Here is a 19,854-nt window from a genome sequence, read left to right on the forward strand (position 1 = left end):
TCCGACGGCTTTTCGGCGCAAAAGGGCCCGGTAGAGGGCGCCTGCGCCGGAACCGATTGGTGCGCTCGGCGAGACTCGAACTCGCACGGGAGTTACCCCACAGCGACCTCAACGCTGCGCGTCTACCAATTCCGCCACGAGCGCACGTGATCTCCGGTAGGCCGCGGCTGAATACCCGAGGGATCAGGGGTTGTGAAGGGCAAAAAAGCGCAATCGATCATGTCGTCCCGCCGCGCCGCGTCCGGCCGATTATTGCAAGGGTGACAATCGTCAGAACCCCCAGCACCACGACAACGCCGCCCGCCTCCGGCGTTTCGGGAAAGACGACGCGGTTGATCCGGCGCCCGGGCAGCAATGTGAAGAGCCCGGCGATTCCCAGCGACTGCCAGTAAAGCCCCCGCATCGTCACGCGATGCGTCGCCACATCGCGCCGCCGCGCCGCCTCCACCCCGCGCCACAACGTATACAGCACCCAGAGCGAAAGCAGATGGATCGGCCCGAAGGGGCCCAGCATCGCCCAGAGGGCGCTTTCGATGAACAGTCCCGAGCCGGCGACAACCGCCATGGCCGAAACCCACAGATAACCGAGGATCCTGTGCACAAGATCGCGCCGACGGCGGTAAATCGCAAAGGGCCCCAGCGCGACGGCGGCAATGACGGCCAGCACATGGACCTGCACCTCGGTAGGGGCATTCAGGATCGGGTCGAGGGTCATCCGGGATCTCCCTGCTTGGCAAGCGGTTGGACGGGTGGCATGGTCATGCCCATCCGGCCCCGGCCCCGGCCACTCCGATTTCGCAAAACCCGTGAGAATTTCGTGACCCACCCCGCCCCGCATCCCGCGCTTCGTGAAATGCGGACCCATCTGAGCCACCCCGCGACGCTGGCCGCGCTTGCGGGCATCGCCGCGATCCTTGGGCTGGTCGGCCCGTTCGACACCGACGAGCTGCTGCGCCTCGGGCCGCGCACGGTCTACTGGCTGGTTCTTGTGGTGGCGACCTATTCGGTGGGCGTCCTGTCGGCCGCTTTGCTCTGGCCACGGCTGCGGCATCATCTGCCGCGCTGGCCGCTGCTGGGCGTGATCGGGTTCTTCACCGGGATCGGCGTGATGCTGGTGGTGCTGGCGGTGAATGCCGCGACCTTCGGACATGTGCCCGAAATGGGCGAGATGCCGGAATTTGCCGGCACCATCATCGCCATCGCCTTGATCGTCACGGTCGTGCTCGATCTTTTCGAGGGGCCGGGTGGGCGGCAGGAGGTCGCGCCTGCCCCTGCGCCGATCCTGGAGCGGCTGCCTCTCCACAAGCGCGGGCCGCTCGTCGCGCTCTCGGTGGAGGACCATTACGTGCGCATCCGCACCACCAAAGGGGAGGAAATGGTGCTGCTGCGACTCTCGGATGCGATCCGGGAGGTGGGCAAAACGCGCGGGCTTCGGGTGCATCGGTCGCATTGGATCGCGCTCGATCAGGTGCGGGCCGCCGCCCGCGAGGGGGACCGCGCCCGCTTGACGATGCGCCATGGCGATGACATTCCCGTCAGCCGGGCCAATCTGCCCGCGATCCGGGAGGCCGGGCTTCTGCCCAGATAGAACACATGGTCGAATGGCTGACATCCCAGGGGCTGGTGGCATATGACACGGCCCTGACCGAGATGGAGGCGCGCGTCACCGCCATCGCAGACGGGCGCGCAGGCGAAGCGATCTGGCTGCTGGAACATCCGCCGCTTTACACCGCGGGCACATCGGCCAAACCCGCCGACCTGCTGGCTCCCGACCGATTTCCCGTCCACGTGACCCGGCGGGGCGGGCAATACACCTATCACGGGCCGGGCCAGCGTGTGGCCTATGTCATGCTCGACCTCAACCGGCGCGGTCGCGACGTGCGGCAGTTCGTCTGCCGGATCGAGGATTGGGTGATCGCCACACTGGCCGAGTTCAACGTCACCGGTGCGCGCCGCCCCGGGCGGGTCGGCGTCTGGGTCGACCGGCCCGAGAAACCGGCGCTGCCAGATGGCACCCCTCGGGAGGACAAGATCGCCGCGGTCGGCCTGCGCATCCGCAAATGGGTGAGCTTTCACGGCCTGTCGATCAATGTGGAGCCGGATCTGAGCCATTTCGACGGGATCGTGCCCTGCGGCATCACCGGCCACGGGGTGACCAGCCTTGTGGATCTGGGTCTGCCAGTCACGATGGACGATGTGGATGTGGCCTTGAAACGGACCTTCGCCGCGGCCTTCCCCACCGGCGAAGCCTGACCGGGCGCTGGCCGGGCACCGCGCCCCCGTCCCCGGCCCCACGGGCCTGTTTCCGGGACGCGCGCCCCGCCAGGCGGCGCCCCAAGGCATATTTCCGCTGATCCCCGGCAGGCTGCCGCCTAGATCCGCCCCGGCGCGACGCGCACCTCCCGCCGATGCCCGGAAAACTGTAAGTAATTTGTTTATGAATTGGTCCTATTCTTTCGGGGTGGCGAAAGGAAAACGTAATGATGCGCGACACCAATATTCCTGCAAAAAGTCGGGATAGCCGGGTCGACCGGGATGACTGGGTCGAGGTTCGGCTTCTGGTGGCGGCCATGGCCGGGCTGAGCATCGTTCTGGGCGTCACCATCGCCGGGCTGGTGGAGGATATCAGGCCCGCGAATCTGACCGCCGGCGCGCTGCCGGCCGTTTATGAAAGCTGGTCCTACCGCTGACACGCCGATCCGGCATGGTCCCTGCCCCGGACTCGCGCTAGATTGCGGGTCGGTTTTCAAACTGGCCCGAGCATGCCTCCGTCCGACATCACAGATTCGCCTCTGCGACCGCCCCCGTCCAGCATGACGGAGATCGTCGATGACGTCCTGTCGCTTTGCGACACGGAGGAGGTCAGCGTCCGCGATATGCTCGCCGCCTTCGGCAATGCCGGATTTCTGCCGGCGCTGCTGATCCCGGCGGTGATTGTCGTCTCCCCGCTGTCCGGCATCCCGATTCTGCCAAGCATCTGCGGCATCATGATTTTTCTGGTCTCGATCCAGATGCTCGGACACCGCCGCCATCTCTGGCTGCCGGGCTGGCTCCTGCGCCGCAGCGTCGGCACCAAGGGGCTCAGATCCGCGATGGAGCACCTGCACCGGCCCGCGCGCTGGCTGGATCGCCACAGCGGCCGCCGGCTCGGCTTTCTGACAAGGCAGCCGATGCTGAGCCTGCTGCAACTGGCCTGCGCCCTTTGCGGGCTGGCCATGCCGTTTCTGGAGCTTGTGCCCTTCTCCTCGTCGCTGCTGGCCGCGGCGATCTGCCTGATGGGACTGGCGATGATCACGCGCGACGGGCTGTGGGCGCTGGTGGCGCTGCTTCCCGTCGCGGGCGCGGTTACGCTTCTGTTAACTATTTGGACCTAAACACCCTGTCGACATGCTGAGGCAATTTTTCCCACCCGCGGCCCCCCGTTTCCGCATTGCACGCCGCAGGATGCGGCACTAGAACAGCCAGAAGGAACGCATGGCAGGGCGGCCAGACCCCTTTGCCACGACGCACAAGCTGAACAGGGAGCGTGATATGGCTGACGCCGCCATTTCCGGACATGATCACGAGCGGCCGGGGTTTTTCACCCGGTGGTTCATGTCCACCAATCATAAGGACATCGGGGTTCTCTACCTCTTCACGGCGGGCTTCGTCGGGCTGATATCGGTTGCCTTCACCGTTTACATGCGGCTGGAGCTGATGGAGCCCGGTGTGCAGTACATGTGCACCGAAGGCGCACGGATTCTCAGCGCCGCGGCGGAGGGCGAATGCACCCCCGACGGGCATCTGTGGAACGTGCTGATCACCGGCCATGGCGTGCTGATGATGTTCTTCGTGGTCATTCCCGCGCTTTTCGGCGGTTTCGGCAACTATTTCATGCCGCTGATGATCGGCGCGCCCGACATGGCTTTCCCGCGCCTGAACAACCTCAGCTACTGGCTGTATGTGGCCGGCACCGCGCTCGCGTTCTGTGCCGTCTTCGTCGATGGTGGCGCGGGGCCGGGCTGGACCTTCTATCCACCGCTCAGCTGGCAGGATGCGCCCACGTCACGCGCGGTCGACTTCGCGATCTTCGCGATCCATGTCTCGGGCGCATCGTCCATTCTGGGCGCGATCAATTTCATCACCACTTTCCTAAACATGCGCGCGCCGGGCATGACGCTGCACAAGGTGCCGCTGTTCGCTTGGTCGATCTTCGTCACCGCCTGGCTGCTTCTGCTGTCGCTGCCGGTCCTGGCGGGCGCGATCACCATGCTCCTGACGGACCGGAACTTCGGCACCACCTTCTTCGATGTGGCCGGTGGCGGGGACCCTGTCCTGTTCCAGCATATCTTCTGGTTCTTCGGCCACCCCGAGGTCTATATCGTGGTCCTGCCGGCCTTCGGCGTGATCTCCCATGTGGTCGCGACCTTCTCCAAGAAGCCGATCTTCGGCTATCTTCCCATGGTCTATGCGCTGGTGGCGATCGGCGGTCTCGGCTTCGTCGTCTGGGCACACCACATGTACACGGTCGGGATGACACTGACCCAGCAGGCCTATTTCATGGTGGCCACGATGGTGATCGCGGTGCCCACGGGCATCAAGATCTTCTCCTGGATCGCCACGATGTGGCAGGGCTCGATCAGCTTCAAGACGCCCATGCTCTTCGCCATCGGCTTCATCTTCCTGTTCACCTTCGGCGGCGTGACCGGTATCGTTCTGTCGCAGGCGGGCGTCGACCGGGCCTATCACGACACCTACTACGTCGTGGCCCATTTCCACTATGTGATGAGCCTTGGCGCTGTGTTCGGCATTTTCGCGGCCATCTATTACTGGATCGGCAAGATGTCGGGTCGGCAATACCCCGAACTGATGGGCAAGATCCATTTCTGGATGTTCTTCATCGGCGCCAACCTGACCTTCTTCCCGCAGCACTTCCTGGGTCGTCAGGGCATGCCGCGCCGGTATATCGACTATCCGGATGCCTTCGCGCTCTGGAACTATGTCAGTTCGATCGGTGCGTTCATCTCGTTTGCCTCGTTCATCTTCTTCATCGGCATCGTGTTCTACACGCTCCGCGCCGGCAAGAAGGTGGAGGACAAGGCCTATTGGGGCGAACATGCGGACACGCTGGAATGGACCCTGCCCAACCCGCCGCCCGAACACACGTTCGAAGAACTGCCCACGCGCGAGATGTGGGACAAGCAACCGCATCACTGACGCGATGCCGGTTCTTATCGACACAGTCGACACAGGGGCCCCGGAGGATTTCGGGGCCCTTTCGCGTTCCGGCCACGGGGTGCCGCGCCTGCGTATCGTACTGACCCCCTACCGGTCGCTCACGCCCGACGGCTTCGTCTGGTTCATCGGCCTGACCGCCACGCTGATCTGCCTGCCGCTTCTGGCGGTCATCGGCACCTCGCTCTTCTGGGGCTTGCTGCCCTTCATCCTCGGGACAGTGGCCGCGATCTGGGCGGCGCTCAAGAGATCCTGGCGGGATCGCGCCCTGTATGAGGAACTGGTGCTGTGGGACGATCTGATCCGGCTGGAACGGGTCGAACCCCGCCGTCCGCCCCGCGACTGGGAGGCCAACCCCTACTGGGTCCGGGTGAACCTGCATGCGAAAGGCGGCCCGGTCCCGAATTACGTCACGCTCAGCGGCGGCAGTCGGGAGGTCGAGCTTGGCGCGTTCCTGACGCCCGGTGAACGGGTGGCGCTGAAAGCCAGGCTGGAGCGGGAGCTTCGCGCGTCATGAGCGCGATTTGGTGCCGAAATTCGCCGTCTCGACCGCGCGCCGGGTGAGAGCGTTTCAGTGTGACGTTCCGGGCTTCACCTGCCAGCAGGAACGCCCCGAAGACGGGTTTTCGCGACCTTGCCCCGGGCCGCGCAGAGTTCATGATCAAGCAAACCGCCACCGGGCGCGCCTATAGGGCCGCCTATCAGCCGACCGATCCGCTCCATGGCCGCGGCCAGAGCATCCAAACCAAGGCTCCCGCGGTGTAACCGCTGTCCGACCGATAGGCCCACGGTCACGCGCGCGCCTTCATCTCAGCCAAAATCCACTGGCAGAGGCACACAGAAGAAGAGGTCAGGCACCGGCGCTTCGTTAGTCGCCGGTCCCGATGGCTATCTGTCGCGGCTCTTCGAAAGCCTTCGGGCCTGGCCGATCGTGCCCGATGCTAGCCCAGCCGCGCCTTCACAGCCGGGCCGACGCTGCCGAAATCCATCTGGCCGGTATATCTGGACTTCAAGAGGCCCATGACCTTGCCCATGTCGCGAATGCTGTCCGCCCCGACCTCGGCCACGGCCTCGTCGACCGCCTTGGCCACCTCTTCCTCGCTCAACTGGCGCGGCAGGAAATCCTCGATCACCTTGATCTCGTTCAGTTCCTTCTCCGCCAGTTCCAGACGCCCGCCCTCCTCGTAGGCCCGCGCGCTCTCCTGACGCTGCTTGACCATCTTGCCCAGGATCGCAAGAACCTCGCTGTCGTCCACGCCATCCGCGTTGCCCTTGGCGCGCGCGTTGATGTCCTGATCCTTGATCGCGGCATTGATCAGACGCAGCGTGGACAGCCGGGTGGCGTCCTTTTCGCGCATCGCCTCTTTCAATCCGGTATTGATCCGCTCTCTGAGTGGCATGTTGATCCCATGTCCCTGTGGTTTTCCAAGGGATGTTAGATAGGTCATCTGCCGCGCCGCAACAACACCCCTTGCCTGCTTGACCCCGGATGGGCGCGCCCATACTGTGCCGCGACTTTTCCCAAGCCCCTGTTGATGGAGTCGCCCCGATGCCCGACCATGCCACAGCCTGCCTGGTGCTTGCAGACGGCACCGTTTTCTACGGGCGCGGGTTCGGGGCCACGGGGCAGACGGTGGCGGAGCTCTGCTTCAACACCGCGATGACCGGATATCAGGAAATCATGACCGACCCGTCCTATGCGGGGCAGATCGTGACCTTCACCTTTCCCCATATCGGCAATACCGGCGTCACCGCCGAGGACGATGAAACCGCCACCCCCGTCGCCGCCGGCATGGTCGTGAAATGGGATCCTACCGAGCCGTCGAACTGGCGCGCGGAGGCGGAGCTGACCGGCTGGCTGGCACGGCAGGGGCGGATCTGCATCGGCGGTGTCGACACCCGGCGGCTGACCCGTGCGATCCGGCAGCAGGGCGCGCCCCATGTGGCGCTGGCCCATGACCCCGAGGGCAAGTTCGATCTGGAGGCCCTGGTGGCCGCTGCCCGCGGGTTCGCGGGGCTGGAGGGGCTGGATCTGGCCAAGGATGTGACCTGCGCCCAATCCTACCGCTGGGACGAAAAGCGCTGGGCCTGGCCGGAAGGCTACACCCGGCGGACGGAGCCGGGCCCCAAGGTCGTGGCGATCGACTATGGGGCGAAACGCAACATCCTGCGCTGTCTGGCCTCGGCGGGCTGCGACGTGACCGTGATGCCGGCCAGCGCGACCGCGGAGGATGTGCTTGCGCAGTCGCCCGATGGCGTTTTCCTGTCGAACGGTCCCGGCGATCCGGCGGCAACCGGGCGTTATGCGGTGCCGATGATCCGGGGCGTGCTGGATGCCGACCTGCCGGTTTTCGGCATCTGTCTCGGCCATCAGATGCTTGCCCTCGCGCTTGGGGCCAGGACCATCAAGATGAACCACGGCCATCACGGGGCCAATCATCCGGTCAAGGATCTGGAAACCGGCAAGGTGGAAATCACTTCCATGAACCACGGCTTCACCGTCGACAGCCAGACCTTGCCGGCCGGTGTCAGGGAAACCCATGTGTCCCTGTTCGACGGGTCGAATTGCGGGATCCGGATGGAGGACCGCCCGGTGTTTTCGGTGCAGTATCACCCCGAGGCAAGCCCGGGCCCGCAAGACAGCTACTACCTGTTCGAGCGCTTTGCGGCGGCGATGCGCACCCGCGCCGGAACGCCCGCGTGACACCCGACCGGGTGCGGCCCGCACCGCCACCGGGGGACCGCAAGCGTAGTTAACCGCTTGTTAACACTGTACAACGCATTCTCGGCAAATTGTCTTGTCGCCGCTGGGGCACATGCCGTTGAATACGCTGGTCTTCAAATCCAACCGGACACGTCCGGAGCCTCGTCTGCTGCGTGATCCTCCGGTTCGGGTGGAGGACCGAAAGGCGCGTCGCCGCCCCCGCCCGCTGGCCGAAATCCTCGTGGATCAGGGTGTTATCGGGCCAGAGACGCTGCTCAAGGCCATCGCGCTGCAACGCCATCAGGATCTTCCGATCGGCGAAATCCTGATTGCCCATGGGGACATATCCGAGCGCCAGTTGCTGAACGGCCTCTGCGCGCAATACGGCGCCAAGGCGATCAATCTGGCCACCGACCCCGCCGACGCGACCCTGGCCGCGCTTCTGCCCGCCAAGACCGCGATCACGCTCAGCGCCCTGCCGTGGCGGCGTGCCGGTCAGGCGCTGATCGTCGTCACCAACAGACCCGATCAGGAGGCCGCGATCCGCGCGGCCTTCGACCCCGACCAGCCCTTGATCGTGGCCATCGCCAGCCGCAGCCAGATGCACGATGCGCTGACGCGGGCCTATGGACCGGAACTTGCCCGGCTGGCCGAGGCGCGGGTGCCGCAACAGGCCAGTTGCCGCAACTGGAACGCCAGACGCTGGATGCCGGTTCTGGCAAGCTGGGGCCTGGCGGTCGCGGCCTTCGCCTGGACGAACCCGGTGGTGCTGGCCGTGCTGGCCTATGGGATCGCGCTACTGGTCTTTTTCTGCAACGCGACGCTGAAACTGGCGGCGCTGGCGGCGGCCCTGCGCGCACCCGTCCCCGAACCCTCGAACGGCATCGCGGCGGCCCTTGCCCCGCTCCGCCAGCCGATCCCGCTGCGCCGGCAACCCGTGGTCAGCATCCTTGTGCCGCTCCTGCGGGAACAGGACATCGCGGGCCAATTGGTCAAACGCCTGTCACGGCTGGATTATCCGCGTGAATTGCTGGATGTGATCCTGGTTCTCGAAGCCGGAGACCGGACCACGCAGACCGCCCTGGCCCAGGCCACGCTCCCGTCCTGGATGCGGGCCGTGACCGTGCCGCCCGGGCATCCGCAAACCAAACCCAGGGCGCTGAACTACGCGTTGAATTTCGCCCGCGGCTCGATCATCGGCATCTATGACGCGGAGGATCGGCCCGACCCGGACCAGATCCGGAAGGTGGTACGCCGGTTCTCGGAATGCCCGCCCGAGGTTGCGTGCCTGCAGGGCCGCCTGGATTACTACAACGCCACCCACAACTGGATAAGCCGTTGTTTTACAATCGAATATGCAAGCTGGTTCCGGATGATGCTGCCCGGCGTCCAGAGGCTTGGCCTGTTCGTGCCCCTGGGCGGCACGACGCTGTTCCTGCGCCGGGCCGCGCTGGAGGCGGTGGGCGCGTGGGATGCCCATAACGTGACCGAAGACGCCGAGCTGGGCCTGCGGCTGGTGCGCAACGGCTATCGCACGGAAATCGTGGCCACCACCACCTATGAGGAGGCGAATTCGGCCATCCTTCCGTGGATCCGGCAGCGGTCCCGCTGGCTGAAAGGCTATGCGATGACTTGGGTGACCCATATGCGCGACCCGGTCGCGCTCTGGCGGTCGCTTGGCGCCCGGGCCTTTCTCGGCTTCCAGTTGCAGATACTGGGCACCGTTCTGGGCTTTCTGGCGGCCCCGCTTTTGTGGACCTTCTCCCTTGTACCCTTCGGTCTGCCCCACCCGCTTGACCCGGTGCTCACGCCCTTCGGCTTCGGCATGATCGGGGCGGGCTTCGTGCTGGCGCTGGTGCTCAGCCTGACCATGTCCTTCCTCGCCTGCCGCGCCCCGCATCTGCGCCGGCATCGGCTGGCGCTGCCGCTGATGCTTCTCTACTTCCCGCTTGCCTCCGCGGCGGCGGTCTTGGCGCTGGTCGAGATGCTGTTGCGGCCTTTCCACTGGGCAAAGACCGCCCACGGCAAGTTCAGTCATCGCCGCGGGATGGTGGCAACCCCCGGCACCGGGACAGCGCCCTAGACGTTGCGCGCCTGTTCCTTCAGGCGCACTTCGAAAGCCGTGGAGAGGTGCTTTCTCAGCGCTTTCGCCGCAGTGTCCCCGTCCCGGTCGGCAATCGCCTGAACGATCGCGGCATGTTCGCTCAACGCATCCTCGCCCCGGCCCGCTGCCGCCAGCGACGTGGTCGCCATCAGCGCCATGGAGCGATGCACGAGGTCAAGCTGCTGCACCAGATACCGGTTGTGGCTGGCCAGATGGATCTGCTTGTGGAACCGGCGATTGGCCCGCGACAGCGCGTCGGGATCATCCAGAAGCGCGCGGTCGGCCTCCACCATGTCGCGCAGCACACGGATTTCCTCGGCCGCGGCATGCTGCGCCGCAAGCCGGGCCGCCAGTCCCTCAAGCTCGGTGCGCACCGCGTAAAGCTCCGCCGTCTGCGCGTGGTCCAACGACGCCACGATCAGGCTGCGGCCATCGCGGGTCAGCAGGCTTTGCGTCTCAAGACGCTGCAACGCCTCGCGGATCGGCGTCCGGCTGACGCCGAAGCGCTCCGCCAGTTCCGACTCCACCAGCCGCGCGCCGGGCCGGTAGATGCCCACATCGATCGCCTCAAGGATCAGGTCATAGGCATCCTTGTGCGGGGGTTTCTTCTGAGCCATCCAAAGTCCTTTCGATCTGCCCGAGGCTAGGCAAGCACAGGGGCCAAGACAAGCCACCCCTTGCCGCGCCCCGCGCCACGGCCTAAACCGCTCCCATGCCAGCCGAGCAGTTCCACCATATCGACACCTGGGTCTTCGACCTCGACAACACGCTGTATCCCCCGGAAATGGCGCTGTTCGACCAGATCAACATCCGCATGACGGCCTATGTGATGGAGGCCCTTGGCGTGGATCGCCCGGAGGCCGACCGCCTGCGGCGGAAATACTGGCAGGATCATGGTACCACGCTGGCGGGGCTGATGGATCTGCACGGGGTCGATCCCGGCCCCTATCTGCACGAGGTCCACGAGATCGACTTCACCGTCCTGAGCCCCGACCCCGACCTTGCCGGGCGGATTGCCGCCCTGCCCGGACGCCGGATCGTCTTCACCAACGGAACCGCGCCCTATGCGGAGAGGGTGCTGGCCCATCGCGGGCTGACCGGGCTTTTCGATGCGATCTACGGGGTCGAACACGCCAATTTCCGCCCCAAGCCCGAGGCGCGCGCCTTCGAAGTGGTCTTTGCCACGGACGGGCTGGCCCCGACCCGCTCCGCGATGTTCGAGGACGAGGCCCGCAATCTGGCCGCCCCCCATGACATGGGGCTGCGCACGGTCCATGTGGCCGCCACCCCGGTGGAGGAGGTCTTTATCGACCATCACACCGATGACCTGACCGGGTTTCTCACCGTACTGACCCGCTGAGGCGAATAGGAGAATCCAAGCAGATTCGGCATATTCGATAGTATTCTCCTATATACTCGATAGATGCCGCACTGCGGCAATTGTGCCTCTCGTTTTCGGTCCTGCCCGCCCCATCTGTGCTCCAGCGAACAGGAGAAACCGCAGATGACAATGACGCCCGAGGCCCCGCGCCCCTATTTCACCCGCAGGATCACATACCGCATCCCGCTCATCGGCCGCATGGCCCGCGAGATCGTGGAAGGCGACGAGGATACGCCCTTTTACGCCATCGCCATGCTGGTCGGGCTCTGGGGCAGCGCCTTCATGATCTTCGGCTATCCCGGCCTGATCATTCCGGCCCTGATCCTGGTGCTCGTGATGTTCCTGACCCTGATCCGGATCACCCTTGGCTGATCTGCGCCCTGTGCGCGTTTGACGCTTCGACCGGTCCGGCTCCGCACCCTATTTCTGTGTCATGGCCAAGCTGATCGACACCGATATCCTGATCTCTGGCGGCGGCGTCGCCGGACTGACCGCCGCGGTCGGGTTCGGCCGCGCCGGCTTCTCGGTGATCTGCGTCGACCCCATGCCACCGGTCACCGAGCGGGACGCGGAAGGCTCCGACCTGCGGACGACCGCATTTCTGCAACCGTCCCGGGATTTCCTGGACAGGATCGGCCTCTGGGACCGGCTGGCCGATCATGCGACGCCGTTGCAGGTGATGCGGATCGTCGATGCGGGCGGGGAAACGCCCGAGCCCCGCGCGGTCCATGATTTCAACGCCGCCGATATCTCCGACCTGCCCTTTGGCTGGAACCTGCCCAACTGGTTGCTGCGCCGCGAGATGCTGGCCGCGTTGGACGGGCTGCCGAATGTCCGGTTCCGACCGGGCACCGCAACCGCCGGGCTGCTGACCCGGGAGACCGAGGCGCGGGTGACCCTGAGCGATGGCGCGCGGGTCCGGGCCAGGCTGGTGATCGGCGCCGACGGGCGCGCCTCCCCCGTCCGGGAAGCGGTCGGGATCGGCGTGAAGACAACGCGCTACGGGCAGAAGGCGTTGGCCTTTGCCGTCACCCATCCGATCCCGCACGAGAATGTCTCGACCGAGATCCACCGCTCGGGCGGGCCCTTCACGCTGGTGCCGCTGCCCGATTACGAGGGGCTGCCTTCCTCCGCCATCGTCTGGATGGAGCGCGGGCCCGAGGTGACGCGGCTGGCCGCGCTGGATGTCACCGCGTTCGAGGCGGAAATGTCCGAACGCTCCTGCCATCTGTTCGGGCCGCTGACGCTGGTCTCCCGCCGGACGGTCTGGCCGATCATCAGCCAGGTCGCCGAGCGGATGGAGGCCGAACGCACCGCCCTGATCGCCGAGGCCGCGCATGTCATGCCGCCCATCGGGGCGCAGGGTCTGAACATGAGCCTCGCGGATCTGCGGGTACTGCTGGAGTTGATCGAAGCGGCCCCGGGCGATCCGGGCGCGCGCGACCTGCTTCGCAAGTACAACCGGATCCGCCATGCCGAGGTGCTGGCCCGGGTGACCGGCGTCGATGCGCTCAACCGCGCCTCGATGGTGGAGGCGCAGGGGCTGCGCGATCTGCGGATGCAGGCGTTGAACACCTTCTACTCGGTCGCGCCCGTGCGCCGTGTGCTGATGCGCGCGGGTCTGGGCGCCCGCGGCTGAACCGGGCGCCCTGCAACGGTGTGCCCGTCAGGGAAAGACCTTGTCCACGACCGTTCGAAGTCGCGCCACCGCGCCCTCCACGTCATAGAGCTTGTCGAGCCCGAAAAGCCCGATCCGGAAGGTCATGAACCCCTCCGGCTCATCCACCTGCAACGGCACGCCTGCCGCGATCTGCATGCCACATGCGGCGAATTTACTGCCGTTCTGGATCGCCGGGTCGTCGGTATAGCTGACCACCACTCCAGGCGCGCCGAACCCGTCGCCCGCGACGGAACGAACGCCCTTCCCGGCCAGCAGGTCGCGCACGGCGTTGCCCAAAGCCCACTGATTTTCCTTCAGTTTCTCAAAGCCATAGTTCTGCGTTTCCAGCATCGTGTCGCGAAAGGCGCGCAGCGCATCGGTGGGCATCGTGGCGTGATAGGCATGGCCGCCCTCCTCATAGGCCTGCATGATCTGGCGCCATTTCGCGAGATCGAGCGCAAAACTGTCCGATGCGGCACCGGCCATCCGCGTCACCGCCCGGTCCGACAATATCACCAGCCCCGCCGAGGGCGAGGCGGACCATCCCTTCTGTGGCGCCGAGATCAGCACGTCGACGCCGGTGGCTTGCATGTCCACCCAGACGCAGCCCGAGGCGATGCAATCCAGCACCATCAGCGCACCGACCTCATGGGCCGCCGCGGCCAGCGCCGTGACATAGGCATCCGGCAGGATCAGACCCGCGGAGGTTTCCACATGGGGCGCAAAGACCACATCGGGCTTTTCCGCGCGGATCCGTGCGGTGACCTCTTCGATCGGGGCGGGCGCGAACGGTGCGTTCGGGGCGTTGCCCGAAGCCCGCGCCTTCATCACGGTCACCTCACCCGCAAAGCCGCCCGCATCGAGGATCTGCGACCAGCGGTAGGAGAACCAGCCGTTGCGGACGACCAGCACGCTGGCATCCCGCGCGAACTGGCGCGCGACCGCCTCCATCGCGTAGGTGCCGCCACCGGGGACAAGCGCCACCGCGTCGGCATTGTAGACCTCCTTCAGCAGGGCGCTGATATCGGTCATCACCGTGCGAAAGCTCTGGCTCATGTGATTGAGCGAGCGGTCGGTGAAGACGACGGAGTATTCCAGAAGCCCCTCCGGGTCTACGTGATCGAGAAGTGCGGCCATGTCAGGTGCTCCCATTGCATGGGGCATGGGTAGCGGCAGGCCGCCGGCGACGCAATGTCGGGGCGTCATCCCAAGGGCCCCGGTCGCCGCTCCTCGGACAGAAGGACATTGGCCTCCACATTGCCGATGCCGGGCAGGGTCATGATGCGTCGTCGCAGAACCCGTTCGAAATCGGGCAGGTCGCGGGCGACGACCCGCAACCGGTAATCGTAAAGGCCAAGCACATGCTCGACGGTCTGCACCTCGGGGATCGCCGCGACAGCGCGCTCGAAATCCTCTAGGCTCACGCGCCCCTTGGTGGCCAGTTTCACACCCAGAAAGACCGTGACGCCGAAGCCGATTTTCTCCGGATCGATCCGCAACCGTTGCGGATGCAGGATGCCGGCCTTCCGCAGATCGACGATCCGCCGCCATGTGGCCGGTTGCGACAGGCCGATCCGACGCCCGATCTCGCTTGCGGTGAGGGTGCCGTCCCGCTGCAACTCGCGCAGGATCTCCCAATCGGTGGCATCGGGATCGCTCATAGCGGATAGACCTCCTCCGCCTTGATCCGGGCGACATGCATCAACGCCTCGATATCGGCGATATGCGGCAGCGTGAGGATGCGGTCGCGATAGACCTCCTGATAATGCGGCATGTTGCGAGCGATCAAGTTGAGCCGCGCATCGACACGGCCCAGAAAGGTCTGGATCTCGATCACCTCCGGCACCTCGCGCGCGGCGGCCAGAAACTCGTCGAAGGCGCGCGGCACCGTCTTGTCGAGCGTGATCCGCAGCGACACCTCCACCGTGTAGCCAAGCGCGGGCCAGTTGATCTGCGCCTCGATGGACTTCACCACACCGCGCTGCCGCAGCATCTTCATCCGCCTTGCCACCTGCGCCGCCGACAGCCCGACCTTTTCCCCGATTTCACCCGGGGACAGACTTGGCTCGTCCTGCCAGTAACGGAGTATGCGTCGCTCGTGATCGGTTAGCATGGTTTTTCCATAGAATCTGTAAATAGAGAATAATTATGCCACTATATGGATCATTTTCTGCGTGTATCATAGGTGCCAGCGCCGCAAAAACGCCATAGGGTCGCGCTGAAACGTATCCGCAGACGACCCCGGAAAGGAAAATGACATGCGCGTTTACTATGATCGCGATTGCGATGTGAACCTGATCAAGGACAAGAAAGTGGCCATTCTGGGCTATGGCTCCCAGGGCCATGCCCATGCGCTGAACCTGCGGGATTCGGGCGCGAAGAATGTCGTCGTCGCGCTCCGCGAAGGCTCCGCCTCCGCGGCCAAGGCGCAAGGCGAGGGTCTGGAGGTGATGGGCATCGCGGAAGCCGCGGCCTGGTGCGATCTGATCATGTTCACCATGCCCGACGAACTTCAGGCCGAAACCTACAGGAAATACGTTCATGACAATCTGCGCGAGGGCGCGGCGATTGCCTTCGCCCATGGGCTCAACGTGCATTTCGGCCTGATCGAGCCGAAAGCTGGCGTCGACGTGATCATGATGGCGCCCAAGGGCCCCGGCCATACCGTGCGCGGCGAATACACCAAGGGCGGCGGCGTGCCCTGCCTTGTCGCGGTGCATAACGACGCCTCCGGCAAGGCGCTGGAACTGGGGCTCAGCTATTGCTCGGCCATCGGTGGCGGCCGGTCGGGCATCATCGAAACCAATTTCCGGGAGGAATGCGAAACCGACCTGTTCGGGGAGCAGGCCGTTCTGTGCGGCGGTCTGGTGGAACTGATCCGGATGGGCTTCGAGACGCTGGTGGAGGCCGGCTATGAGCCCGAGATGGCCTATTTCGAATGCCTGCACGAGGTGAAGCTGATCGTCGACCTGATCTATGAGGGCGGCATCGCCAACATGAACTACTCCATCTCCAATACGGCCGAGTATGGCGAATACGTCTCCGGCCCGCGCATTCTGCCCTATGACGAGACCAAGGCGCGGATGAAGGCGGTCCTGACCGATATTCAGACCGGGAAATTCGTGCGCGATTTCATGCAGGAAAACGCCGTCGGCCAGCCATCCTTCAAGGCGACGCGCCGGTTGAATGACGAACATCAGATCGAAAAGGTGGGCGAAACCCTGCGCGGCATGATGCCATGGATTTCCGCCGGCAAGATGGTGGACAGATCCAAGAACTGACTGCGCTGCGGGCGGCATGCCTGCCCCCGCGGACCAGAAAAACGGCCGTCCCGATGGCAGATCGGGGCGGTCAGCGCGTCGCCAAACGCCGCCTTGCGAGCGCTTTGGAGGCGTATCTCCCGCGCCTGGACCGGTGGCTCAGGGTTTTGTATTCGGGTTCGGCCCCGGGCCATCCTTGGCCAATGTCGATTTCGGGGCGTCGTCATCCTTCATCCGCTCTTCGGTTTTCGCTTTCGAGCGAAGCGCAAGGACGATAACGGCACCAAAGGTGATAACGATGAGCGTAATCACAAGGGCTGAGGTATCCATGGTCAATCTCCGGGCTGAATGCGGGGGGTCTTGTGTGAAGAACGCAGAGACCCCCGTCAGGGTTCCTTGATGCAGGCCGCCACGCCTGAGAGGCCCGGCGCGCTCAACTGGGCGCTTGTCCTCGGGCTGGGCGTCATCTGGGGCACCGCGTTCATGGGCGTTTCCGCCGCGCTGGAGGGGTTCGGAGTCTGGACGGTGACCGCGGGGCGCACGGCGATGGGCGCGGTGGCATTGATCCTTGCCGGGCCGCTGATCGGTCAGAGCCTGGCGCAGGTCAAGGGCGCGCGGGCCTGGGCCTACAGCTCGGTGATCGGCGTCGTTTCGGTTGCGATGCCCTTTTCGCTGCTGAGCTGGGGGCTGAGCCATGTCCCCTCGGCCTTTGCGGGCGTGGCGATGGGGGCGGTGCCGTTGCTGGTTCTGCCGCTGGTCGCGGTCTTTTCACCCGAGGAAGGGATCGGCCCGCGCCGGATCGCGGGCGTGGCACTGGGCTTTGTCGGGCTGGTTCTGCTTGTCGGCGACGGGGCCTTCGACCGGACCGGCCGCGATGCGGAATGGCTGGGCCGGCTGGCCTGCATCGGTGCCGCGGCCTGTTATGCGGTGGGTTCGGTCATGACGCGGCGCGCGCCGCCGATGCCGCCGGTGGCCTTCGCGACCGCCACCTTGGTGGTGGCCGCAGCCGTGATCGTGCCCATCGCCTTGCTGGTGGAGGGCATTCCGCGCGAGTTTCCGCTCTGGCCGACGAGCGCACTGATCTATGTCGCCCTGCTGCCGACCGGGCTGGCCGCGATCATCCGGGTTCGGGTGATCACCACCGCGGGCTCCATATTCATGAGCCTCGTCAGCTATATGGTGCCGGTCTGGGCGGTCATTTTCGGGATCACGCTGATGGGCGAGGCCCTGCCCCCCACGCTTTTCTGGGCGCTCGGCCTAATCCTCGCCGGTATCCTGCTCAGCCAGTGGCGCAGCCTTTTCGGCCGCCGCTAGCAGGGACGCGCCAGCACCAGCACCCAGACATCGCCTGCATTCGCGAAACCGAACTGCGTGGCGTTGGGGTTGACCATATTCGCCTGATGCCCGGCCGAGCCCGACCAACTGGCGATCGCGCTGCGGGTATCGGGCTGGCCGCGGGCGACGTTTTCGGCGGCAAAACAGGCGGTATAGCCGCTGCGGCGGATCCGGTCGGACAGGGTCGAGCCGTCGCTGCCGACATGGCCCAGACCGCCGGTGATTTGCAGATCATCGGCATGAGCCTGAGCCGCGCCCTGCAAGGCCGCGCTGTGGACCAGGGGGCGCAGGATACCCGCGCTTGCGCGCTGGACCGAGATCAGCGTGTTGGCCTGCGCGATCATCCCGGTGGAGGCAAGCGGCACCCGCTCGGTTCCGGGCGCAGGCGCGCAGGCGGCAAGGGCAAGGGACAGAAGGAGAAACAGGGCGGAACTGCGGATCATCGGGGGCCTCGTCGGTTCTTGGATGCTTCTTGGGGCAGCGTTACGGCCAAGGATGCGGGATCGGCGGGGTTTAGGCAAGAAAACGATATCCCGGCGTGGCACGGGGGCGAAGCTCCGCCTTTTTTGCACAAGGGGATGGATCAATCTGTGGATGGCATGTGGATCGCTCGGACCTTGGCAAGCACGGGCCGCGATGTGGGCCTGACGGGCGGGTTAAAGGTGGCACGAATCCAAGGTCAGAACGGGCGCACGTGTGTGTAACCCTGTGGAAAATGCCTTGGGCAAGGGTTCGCGGGGGATGCCGTCTCCGCCGCCCGCGCCACCGCAAGACCGCACCTCGAACGACGCCAGGTCCGCGCCCTACGAAGCCGTTTTCAGCAACTCCAGCGCGGCGGCATGCAGCGTGGCGTTGCCCGCGGCCAGTATTCGGCCGCCTGCATGGGCCGGGCCGCCCTGCCAGTTGGTAACCACGCCACCCGCCGCCTCGATCACCGCGATCGGGGCCGCGATGTCGTAGCAATGCAGCCCCGCCTCTATCACCAGATCGACCTGACCGGCGGCCAGAAGCGCATAGGCGTAGCAATCCATGCCATACCGGGTCAGCCGCACACGGTCGCGAACGGCCTCGAAACCGACACGCTCCGCCGCGGTTCCGACCTCCGGGAATGTGGTGAAGAGGATGGCGTCGGCCAGCCGGGCCGTGCCCCGGGTTCGCAGCGGCGCGATGCCCTGCGGCCCGATGACCCGCGCCCGGTCGAACCCGCCTTCGAACCGCTCGCCGATATAGGGCTGGTCGATGATCCCGAAAACCGGTCCCGCGTCCGCCTGCAGCCCGATCAGTACGCCCCAGGTGGGCGTGCCCGCGATGAAGCCCCGGGTGCCGTCGATCGGGTCCAGCACCCATGTCAGGCCCGAACGCGACGGGATGTCGGCCTCCTCCTCGCCCATGATACCGTCCTCGGGGCGCAGATCGGCCAGAACCCGGCGCATCGCGGCCTCGGCGTCGCGGTCGGCGCGGGTGACCGGATCAAAACCGTCCGCCTGCTTGTTCTCGGTCAGCAGATCGGGCGCGCGGAAATAGGGCAGGCTGGCCGCCCGCGCCGCATCGGCAAGCTTGTGGGCTACCGCCCGCAACTCATCAATCGGCAACTCGGATCGGTCTGTGGTCGGCATCGGGCTTGGGCACCTCGGGCACTGGCAGGTCATTGCGCACGCGCGCCGAGGTCGCACGGGGTGGCCCCCGTGGTCAACCCGGTCTCAACCCGATCTCAGGCAGCGGTATCCGACAGGACGCGTGCGAGCTCGAACAGACGCCGGCGCTGGTTCTCCGGGATCGCGTAGTAGGAGCGCACAAGCTCCAACGCTTCCTTGTCCGCCAGAATGTCGCCCGGCACGACGCCTTGGGCCATCAGGCCCTCCTCGCCGCCAAGGCCTTCGAAGAAATAGTTGATCGGCACACTCAACGCCTCGGCGATATCCCAAAGCCGGGAGGCGCTGACGCGGTTCATGCCGGTCTCGTATTTCTGGATCTGCTGGAATTTGATGCCCACTTTTTCGGCCAGCTGCTGCTGTGTCATGCCCAGCATCCAACGGCGGTGCCGAACGCGTTTGCCGACATGGACATCAACGGGGTGTTTCACGAAATCATCCTCTCTTTGTCAAACCTGGTTCCGGCTCACCGCCGGGCGTGTCCCGGACGGCGCGTGCCACGTTTCCGGACGGCGCGGGCGCAAGCTGATGGCACGACGGGCGC

At 65.5% G+C, this 19,854-nt stretch carries 23 protein-coding genes and 1 tRNA gene; 13 read left to right on the forward strand and 11 right to left on the reverse strand.

The features are described from left to right. Positions 1-57: 57 nt before the first annotated feature. Together ACQ651_RS11140 and ACQ651_RS11145 are read right to left on the reverse strand one after the other, a co-directional pair. Positions 58-144, reverse strand: a tRNA-Leu gene (locus tag ACQ651_RS11140). 73 nt (positions 145-217) lie between these two features. Next, a complete protein-coding gene (locus ACQ651_RS11145) occupies positions 218-715 on the reverse strand; it encodes a DUF2306 domain-containing protein (RefSeq protein ID WP_430449304.1) in 498 nt (165 codons plus the stop codon). A gap of 102 nt (positions 716-817) precedes the next feature. On the opposite strand from ACQ651_RS11145, the gene ACQ651_RS11150 reads away from it, so the two are divergent. From ACQ651_RS11150 to ACQ651_RS11175, 6 genes are all read left to right on the forward strand, one after another. After that, positions 818-1,588: a LytTR family DNA-binding domain-containing protein gene (locus ACQ651_RS11150; protein ID WP_227285003.1), complete on the forward strand. Its 771-nt coding sequence runs from the start codon at positions 818-820 to the stop codon at positions 1,586-1,588. A 5-nt stretch (positions 1,589-1,593) separates the two neighbouring features. After that, positions 1,594-2,253 (forward strand): lipoyl(octanoyl) transferase LipB, encoded by a 660-nt coding sequence (gene lipB, locus ACQ651_RS11155; protein WP_227285004.1) that lies wholly within the window; start codon positions 1,594-1,596, stop codon positions 2,251-2,253. Positions 2,254-2,480: 227 nt separating this feature from the next. After that, the gene (locus ACQ651_RS11160; protein ID WP_227285005.1) at positions 2,481-2,690 is read left to right on the forward strand and encodes a hypothetical protein; all 210 of its coding nucleotides are present in this window, start codon (positions 2,481-2,483) and stop codon (positions 2,688-2,690) included. Between the two features lie 123 nt (positions 2,691-2,813). Beyond that, positions 2,814-3,374, forward strand: coding sequence for an exopolysaccharide biosynthesis protein (locus ACQ651_RS11165; RefSeq protein ID WP_227285006.1), 561 nt, complete (start codon positions 2,814-2,816; stop codon positions 3,372-3,374). A gap of 157 nt (positions 3,375-3,531) precedes the next feature. Then, positions 3,532-5,196, forward strand: coding sequence for a cytochrome c oxidase subunit I (gene ctaD / locus ACQ651_RS11170; RefSeq protein ID WP_227285007.1), 1,665 nt, complete (start codon positions 3,532-3,534; stop codon positions 5,194-5,196). A gap of 4 nt (positions 5,197-5,200) precedes the next feature. Next, a complete protein-coding gene (locus ACQ651_RS11175) occupies positions 5,201-5,731 on the forward strand; it encodes a DUF2244 domain-containing protein (protein WP_227285008.1) in 531 nt (176 codons plus the stop codon). Between the two features lie 424 nt (positions 5,732-6,155). Here ACQ651_RS11175 and ACQ651_RS11180 read toward each other — a convergent pair whose 3' ends face one another. Beyond that, complete coding sequence (locus ACQ651_RS11180; protein ID WP_227285009.1) at positions 6,156-6,614, reverse strand: GatB/YqeY domain-containing protein; 459 nt, start codon at positions 6,612-6,614, stop codon at positions 6,156-6,158. 149 nt (positions 6,615-6,763) lie between these two features. On the opposite strand from ACQ651_RS11180, the gene carA reads away from it, so the two are divergent. Further along, positions 6,764-7,918, forward strand: a complete 1,155-nt coding sequence (gene carA / locus ACQ651_RS11185) for a glutamine-hydrolyzing carbamoyl-phosphate synthase small subunit (RefSeq protein WP_227285010.1) — start codon at positions 6,764-6,766, stop codon at positions 7,916-7,918. Positions 7,919-8,030: 112 nt separating this feature from the next. Then, on the forward strand, positions 8,031-10,001 hold the full coding sequence (locus ACQ651_RS11190) for a glycosyltransferase family 2 protein (protein WP_430449305.1): 1,971 nt from the start codon (positions 8,031-8,033) through the stop codon (positions 9,999-10,001). Here ACQ651_RS11190 and ACQ651_RS11195 read toward each other — a convergent pair. Then, positions 9,998-10,639: a GntR family transcriptional regulator gene (locus ACQ651_RS11195; RefSeq protein WP_227285012.1), complete on the reverse strand. Its 642-nt coding sequence runs from the start codon at positions 10,637-10,639 to the stop codon at positions 9,998-10,000. The genes ACQ651_RS11190 and ACQ651_RS11195 overlap by 4 nt on opposite strands. 95 nt (positions 10,640-10,734) lie before the next feature. Here ACQ651_RS11195 and ACQ651_RS11200 point away from each other — a divergent pair, with 95 nt between their 5' ends. The 3 genes from ACQ651_RS11200 to ACQ651_RS11210 all read left to right on the forward strand — a co-directional run bounded on the left by ACQ651_RS11200 (position 10,735) and on the right by ACQ651_RS11210 (position 13,042). Then, positions 10,735-11,382, forward strand: coding sequence for a pyrimidine 5'-nucleotidase (locus tag ACQ651_RS11200; protein WP_227285013.1), 648 nt, complete (start codon positions 10,735-10,737; stop codon positions 11,380-11,382). Between the two features lie 144 nt (positions 11,383-11,526). Beyond that, complete coding sequence (locus tag ACQ651_RS11205; protein ID WP_227285014.1) at positions 11,527-11,775, forward strand: hypothetical protein; 249 nt, start codon at positions 11,527-11,529, stop codon at positions 11,773-11,775. Between the two features lie 61 nt (positions 11,776-11,836). After that, on the forward strand, positions 11,837-13,042 hold the full coding sequence (locus tag ACQ651_RS11210) for a UbiH/UbiF family hydroxylase (protein WP_430449306.1): 1,206 nt from the start codon (positions 11,837-11,839) through the stop codon (positions 13,040-13,042). A 27-nt stretch (positions 13,043-13,069) separates the two neighbouring features. On the opposite strand, the gene ACQ651_RS11215 is transcribed toward ACQ651_RS11210, so the two are convergent. The 3 genes from ACQ651_RS11215 to ACQ651_RS11225 all read right to left on the reverse strand — a co-directional run bounded on the left by ACQ651_RS11215 (position 13,070) and on the right by ACQ651_RS11225 (position 15,176). Next, positions 13,070-14,200 carry an aminotransferase class V-fold PLP-dependent enzyme gene (locus ACQ651_RS11215; protein WP_430449307.1) on the reverse strand — a complete coding sequence of 377 codons (1,131 nt, stop codon included), beginning with the start codon at positions 14,198-14,200 and terminating at the stop codon, positions 13,070-13,072. 65 nt (positions 14,201-14,265) lie between these two features. Then, positions 14,266-14,724 (reverse strand): Lrp/AsnC family transcriptional regulator, encoded by a 459-nt coding sequence (locus tag ACQ651_RS11220; protein ID WP_430449308.1) that lies wholly within the window; start codon positions 14,722-14,724, stop codon positions 14,266-14,268. Beyond that, on the reverse strand, positions 14,721-15,176 hold the full coding sequence (locus ACQ651_RS11225) for an Lrp/AsnC family transcriptional regulator (protein ID WP_375551743.1): 456 nt from the start codon (positions 15,174-15,176) through the stop codon (positions 14,721-14,723). The genes ACQ651_RS11220 and ACQ651_RS11225 overlap by 4 nt, the downstream gene beginning before the upstream one ends. 145 nt (positions 15,177-15,321) lie before the next feature. On the opposite strand from ACQ651_RS11225, the gene ilvC reads away from it, so the two are divergent. Further along, positions 15,322-16,344, forward strand: coding sequence for a ketol-acid reductoisomerase (gene ilvC, locus ACQ651_RS11230; RefSeq protein WP_227285019.1), 1,023 nt, complete (start codon positions 15,322-15,324; stop codon positions 16,342-16,344). A 138-nt stretch (positions 16,345-16,482) separates the two neighbouring features. Here ilvC and ACQ651_RS11235 read toward each other — a convergent pair whose 3' ends face one another. After that, positions 16,483-16,653 carry a hypothetical protein gene (locus ACQ651_RS11235; protein WP_227285020.1) on the reverse strand — a complete coding sequence of 57 codons (171 nt, stop codon included), beginning with the start codon at positions 16,651-16,653 and terminating at the stop codon, positions 16,483-16,485. Positions 16,654-16,722: 69 nt separating this feature from the next. Here ACQ651_RS11235 and ACQ651_RS11240 point away from each other — a divergent pair, with 69 nt between their 5' ends. Further along, the gene (locus ACQ651_RS11240) at positions 16,723-17,637 is read left to right on the forward strand and encodes a DMT family transporter (protein WP_430449309.1); all 915 of its coding nucleotides are present in this window, start codon (positions 16,723-16,725) and stop codon (positions 17,635-17,637) included. On the opposite strand, the gene ACQ651_RS11245 is transcribed toward ACQ651_RS11240, so the two are convergent. The 3 genes from ACQ651_RS11245 to ACQ651_RS11255 all read right to left on the reverse strand — a co-directional run bounded on the left by ACQ651_RS11245 (position 17,634) and on the right by ACQ651_RS11255 (position 19,741). Continuing rightward, positions 17,634-18,101 carry a CAP domain-containing protein gene (locus tag ACQ651_RS11245; protein WP_227285022.1) on the reverse strand — a complete coding sequence of 156 codons (468 nt, stop codon included), beginning with the start codon at positions 18,099-18,101 and terminating at the stop codon, positions 17,634-17,636. The genes ACQ651_RS11240 and ACQ651_RS11245 overlap by 4 nt on opposite strands. A gap of 360 nt (positions 18,102-18,461) precedes the next feature. Next, positions 18,462-19,274 (reverse strand): histidinol-phosphatase, encoded by an 813-nt coding sequence (gene hisN, locus ACQ651_RS11250; RefSeq protein ID WP_430449310.1) that lies wholly within the window; start codon positions 19,272-19,274, stop codon positions 18,462-18,464. Positions 19,275-19,369: 95 nt separating this feature from the next. After that, complete coding sequence (locus ACQ651_RS11255) at positions 19,370-19,741, reverse strand: helix-turn-helix domain-containing protein (protein ID WP_227285024.1); 372 nt, start codon at positions 19,739-19,741, stop codon at positions 19,370-19,372. Positions 19,742-19,854: the final 113 nt, after the last annotated feature.

It is taken from the genome of Rhodophyticola sp. (genome assembly GCF_965284195.1).
Taxonomy (GTDB): Bacteria; Pseudomonadota; Alphaproteobacteria; order Rhodobacterales; family Rhodobacteraceae; genus Rhodophyticola.

Bases quoted from the DNA above. Each gene is read 5' to 3' on its own strand.
- ACQ651_RS11215 (WP_430449307.1), bottom strand. From the start codon at position 14,200: ATGGCCGCACTTCTCGATCACGTAGACCCGGAGGGGCTTCTGGAATAC.
- ACQ651_RS11175 (WP_227285008.1), top strand. From the start codon at position 5,201: ATGCCGGTTCTTATCGACACAGTCGACACAGGGGCCCCGGAGGATTTC.
- ACQ651_RS11160 (WP_227285005.1), top strand. From the start codon at position 2,481: ATGATGCGCGACACCAATATTCCTGCAAAAAGTCGGGATAGCCGGGTC.
- ACQ651_RS11145 (WP_430449304.1), bottom strand. From the start codon at position 715: ATGACCCTCGACCCGATCCTGAATGCCCCTACCGAGGTGCAGGTCCAT.
- ACQ651_RS11245 (WP_227285022.1), bottom strand. From the start codon at position 18,101: ATGATCCGCAGTTCCGCCCTGTTTCTCCTTCTGTCCCTTGCCCTTGCC.
- lipB (WP_227285004.1), top strand. From the start codon at position 1,594: ATGGTCGAATGGCTGACATCCCAGGGGCTGGTGGCATATGACACGGCC.
- ACQ651_RS11210 (WP_430449306.1), top strand. From the start codon at position 11,837: ATGGCCAAGCTGATCGACACCGATATCCTGATCTCTGGCGGCGGCGTC.
- ACQ651_RS11200 (WP_227285013.1), top strand. From the start codon at position 10,735: ATGCCAGCCGAGCAGTTCCACCATATCGACACCTGGGTCTTCGACCTC.
- ACQ651_RS11205 (WP_227285014.1), top strand. From the start codon at position 11,527: ATGACAATGACGCCCGAGGCCCCGCGCCCCTATTTCACCCGCAGGATC.
- ACQ651_RS11195 (WP_227285012.1), bottom strand. From the start codon at position 10,639: ATGGCTCAGAAGAAACCCCCGCACAAGGATGCCTATGACCTGATCCTT.
- ACQ651_RS11220 (WP_430449308.1), bottom strand. From the start codon at position 14,724: ATGAGCGATCCCGATGCCACCGATTGGGAGATCCTGCGCGAGTTGCAG.
- ACQ651_RS11235 (WP_227285020.1), bottom strand. From the start codon at position 16,653: ATGGATACCTCAGCCCTTGTGATTACGCTCATCGTTATCACCTTTGGT.
- carA (WP_227285010.1), top strand. From the start codon at position 6,764: ATGCCCGACCATGCCACAGCCTGCCTGGTGCTTGCAGACGGCACCGTT.
- ctaD (WP_227285007.1), top strand. From the start codon at position 3,532: ATGGCTGACGCCGCCATTTCCGGACATGATCACGAGCGGCCGGGGTTT.
- ACQ651_RS11225 (WP_375551743.1), bottom strand. From the start codon at position 15,176: ATGCTAACCGATCACGAGCGACGCATACTCCGTTACTGGCAGGACGAG.
- ACQ651_RS11190 (WP_430449305.1), top strand. From the start codon at position 8,031: ATGCCGTTGAATACGCTGGTCTTCAAATCCAACCGGACACGTCCGGAG.
- ACQ651_RS11180 (WP_227285009.1), bottom strand. From the start codon at position 6,614: ATGCCACTCAGAGAGCGGATCAATACCGGATTGAAAGAGGCGATGCGC.
- ACQ651_RS11240 (WP_430449309.1), top strand. From the start codon at position 16,723: ATGCAGGCCGCCACGCCTGAGAGGCCCGGCGCGCTCAACTGGGCGCTT.
- ilvC (WP_227285019.1), top strand. From the start codon at position 15,322: ATGCGCGTTTACTATGATCGCGATTGCGATGTGAACCTGATCAAGGAC.
- hisN (WP_430449310.1), bottom strand. From the start codon at position 19,274: ATGCCGACCACAGACCGATCCGAGTTGCCGATTGATGAGTTGCGGGCG.
- ACQ651_RS11165 (WP_227285006.1), top strand. From the start codon at position 2,814: ATGACGGAGATCGTCGATGACGTCCTGTCGCTTTGCGACACGGAGGAG.